The sequence below is a fragment of the Acidiphilium acidophilum genome (assembly GCF_033842475.1).
GTDB lineage: Bacteria > Pseudomonadota > Alphaproteobacteria > Acetobacterales > Acetobacteraceae > Acidiphilium > Acidiphilium acidophilum.
In genome coordinates, this window is the sequence record NZ_JAWXYB010000019.1 from 1 (window position 1) to 3,686 (window position 3,686).

The following is a 3,686-nucleotide window of genomic DNA, read 5'->3' on the forward strand; positions in this document are numbered from 1 at the left end:
GGGGTTGTTTGCGGGAGGGGGCGAAATCCTACGCTAAGCCGAGAACGCGCTTCCCATAGTCCCTGAGTTCGCCCTTCGGTCCGACATATCGGTAGAGAGTGACGCGCTCGATCCCGAGTTCCTTGCACAGATCGGAAACGGAAGTGTCGCGCTGGGCCATGGCGGCTTGGGCGAGGCGCACCTGTGCTCTGGTCAGGGCGAATTTTCGTCCGCCCTTTCGTCCGCGCGCTCTGGCAGCGGCGAGACCGGCCATGGTCCGTTCGCGGATCAGGTCACGCTCGAACTCGGCCAGGGTGGCGAAGATACCGAACACCATGCGCCCGGATGCGGTCGTGGTGTCGATCTGAGCGCCCTTTCCGGTCAGCACACGCAGGCCGATCTTGCGGTCTGACAGATCCTTCACGGTGTTGACCAGGTGGGCGAGCGAGCGCCCGAGGCGATCGAGCTTCCAGATCACCAGCACATCGTCGGAGCGCAAGGATTTCAGGCAGGCGGCCAGACCAGGCCGATCATCATGGCTGCCGGAAGCGCGATCCTCATAGATGTTGTTCAGCTCAACGCCGGCGGCACGCAGGGCGTCGTGCTGCAGGTCGAGGGACTGGGAGCCGTCGGCTTTGGAGACGCGGGCGTATCCGATCAGCATGTTTCTTAAACGTTGGTTTGAGGCGGCGTGCTGGCCACGAATGATTTGCTCGCTGGAAATGTATCTCAACCAGCTTCATAAACAAAGCGTCTTGAACATTACCGGATTTTGAAAAAGGAACATGGATGCCGCGTCGCGTCACTCTCACCGATCGGCAGAAGGATGCACTGCTGCGCCTGCCGACCTCCCAGACGGATTTGCTGAAGCACTATACACTGAGTGATGAGGACCTCGGGCATATCAGGCAGCGCCGGCGCGCTCACAACAGGTTCGGGTTCGCCTTGCAACTGTGCGTCCTGCGCTATCCCGGCCGCGTACTGGCGCCTGGCGAATTGATCCCGGCGGAGGTCGTCGAATTTATCGGAGCGCAGCTTGGCCTGCATGCCGATGATCTCGTTGACTACGCCGCCCGCGAGGAAACGCGGCACGAGCATCTTGCCGAGTTGCGGGCGCTCTATGGATTCCGCACCTTCTCCGGACGCGGAGCGCGCGAGCTGAAGGACTGGTTGCTTCGGGAAGCCGAGATGGCGGTATCAAACGAAGACGTCGCCCGTCGCTTCGTGGCGGAGTGTCGACGCACCTGCACGGTTCTTCCTGCAACATCGACGATCGAGCGGCTTTGCGCCACGGCTCTGGTCGATGCCGAGCGGCAAATCGAGACGCGGATTGCCGGCCGGTTGTCCAAGCCGATCCGGGAACAGTTACTGGCCTTGCTCGAGGAAACGGCTGACGATCGGGTGACCCGCTTCGTGTGGCTGCGTCAGTTCGAGCCAGGCTCGAACTCTTCGTCGGCCAACCGTCTGCTCGACCGGTTGGAATACCTGCAACGTGTCGATCTTCCCGATGATCTGCTGGCCGGAGTTCCCGCCCATCGGGTGACACGTCTACGTAGGCAGGGCGAGCGGTATTATGCCGACGGCATGCGCGATCTCCCGGAAGACAGGCGGCTTGCGATTCTGGCCGTTTGTGCGTCGGAATGGCGGGCGGTGCTTGCCGATGCCGTGGTGGAAACCCACGACCGGATCGTGGGCAGGCTCTACCGGGCGTCGGAAAGGATTTGCCAGGCCAAGGTCGCCGACGAAGCGAACGCGGTGCGCAACGCCCTGAAATCCTTCGCCGAAATCGGCGGTGCCCTGGTCGATGCACAGGATGATGGCCAGCCGCTGGGCGACGTCATCGCGAGCGGATCAGGGTGGGACGGCTTCAAAACCCTTGTTGCAATGGCAACCAGGCTGACCGCCACCATGGCGGACGACCCTCTCAATCATGTGCTCGACGGTTATCACCGTTTCCGCCGGTACGCTCCGCGCATGTTGCGCCTGCTCGATCTACGGGCTGCGCCTGTCGCGCTGCCGCTTCTCGAAGCGGTGATGGCTTTGCGTACCGGTTTGAACGACGCGGCCCTGACCGGCTTCCTGAGGCCGAGCTCGAAATGGCATCGCCATCTTCGGGCTCAGGTGGCTGGTGACGCCCGCCTCTGGGAGATCGCGGTGCTGTTCCATCTGCGCGATGCGTTCCGTTCCGGGGATGTCTGGCTGGCCAGATCCCGACGCTATGGTGATCTGAAACAGGCTCTCGTTCCTGCACAGGCTATCGCGGAAGGTGGTCGTCTCGCCGTGCCATTGCGGCCGGAAGAATGGCTAACGGACCGGCAAGCTCGCCTCGATATCCGGTTGCGCGAACTGGGCCGCGCCGCGCGCACCGGCACAATTCCCGGCGGGTCGATCGAAAACGGCGTTCTGCATATCGAGAAGCTCGAAGCTGCTGCGCCTGACGGCTCCGAGGACCTGGTGCTCGATCTCTACAAGCAGATTCCTCCCACGCGGATCACCGACCTCCTGCTGGAGGTGGATGCGGCGATCGGCTTCTGCGAGGCCTTCACGCATCTGCGCACGGGAGCGCCCTGCGCCGACCGGATCGGGCTGATGAACGTCATCCTTGCGGAAGGGATCAACCTCGGCCTGCGCAAGATGGCTGACGCCACAAACACCCACACCTTCTGGGAGTTGATCCGCATTGGACGGTGGCATGTCGAAGGCGAAGCCTACGACCGGGCACTGGCCATGGTGGTCGAGGCGCAGGCGGCGTTACCCATGGCCCAGCTCTGGGGCATGGGCACCTCGGCTTCGAGCGACGGCCAGTTCTTCGCCGCGACAGAGCAAGGCGAGGCCATGAACCTGGTCAACGCAAAATATGGCAATACCCCCGGCTTGAAAGCCTACAGTCACGTCTCGGACCAGTACGCGCCGTTTGCAACCCAGGTGATCCCCGCGACGGCGAGCGAAGCCCCTTACATCCTCGACGGCCTGCTCATGAACGACGCCGGCCGCCATATCCGCGAGCAGTTCGCCGACACGGGCGGCTTCACCGATCACGTCTTTGCCGCATGCGCCATTCTCGGCTACCGGTTCGCGCCCCGCATCCGCGATCTGCCGTCCAAGCGGCTCTATGCGTTCAATCCATCGGCCGCCCCGGCCCACTTGCGGGCCATGATCGGCGGAAAAATCAATCAGGCCATGATCGAGCGCAACTGGCCCGATATCCTGCGCATCGCCGCCACCATCGCGGCCGGGAGCATCGCGCCCAGCCAGATTCTGCGCAAGCTCGCCTCCTATCCACGGCAGAACGAACTGGCCACAGCCTTGCGCGAGGTCGGTCGCGTCGAGCGGACCCTGTTCATGATCGACTGGATTCTGGATGCCGATCTGCAACGCCGTGCCCAGATTGGGCTCAACAAGGGCGAGGCACATCACGCGCTTAAACGTGCCATCAGCTTCCACCGGCGAGGCGAAATCCGCGACCGTTCCGCCGAAGGCCAGCACTACCGGATCGCTGGCATGAACTTGCTCGCCGCCATCATCATCTTCTGGAACACCATGAAGTTGGGCGAAGTCGTCGCCGACCAGAAGCGCGATGGAAAATGGCTGTCGCCCGATCTGCTGGCCCATGTCTCGCCGCTCGGATGGGAACACATCAATCTCACCGGAGAATATCGCTGGCCAAAACCTTAGCGTAGGATTTCGCCCCCTCCCGCAAACGACCC

General features: G+C 62.8%; 2 protein-coding genes. One reads left to right on the forward strand and one right to left on the reverse strand.

Annotated features, from left to right (window positions below):
• Positions 1-28: 28 nt before the first annotated feature.
• Entirely contained in the window at positions 29-643 is a 615-nt protein-coding gene (locus SIL87_RS19965; protein WP_319612449.1) for a recombinase family protein, read from the reverse strand.
• Positions 644-768: 125 nt separating this feature from the next.
• On the opposite strand from SIL87_RS19965, the gene SIL87_RS19970 reads away from it, so the two are divergent.
• Positions 769-3,654 (forward strand): Tn3 family transposase, encoded by a 2,886-nt coding sequence (locus tag SIL87_RS19970; protein WP_319612450.1) that lies wholly within the window; start codon positions 769-771, stop codon positions 3,652-3,654.
• The last annotated feature ends 32 nt before the right edge of the window (positions 3,655-3,686 follow it).

Coding starts and splice junctions, on each gene's coding strand:
- SIL87_RS19970 (WP_319612450.1), top strand. CDS start 769: ATGCCGCGTCGCGTCACTCTCACCGATCGGCAGAAGGATGCACTGCTG.
- SIL87_RS19965 (WP_319612449.1), bottom strand. CDS start 643: ATGCTGATCGGATACGCCCGCGTCTCCAAAGCCGACGGCTCCCAGTCC.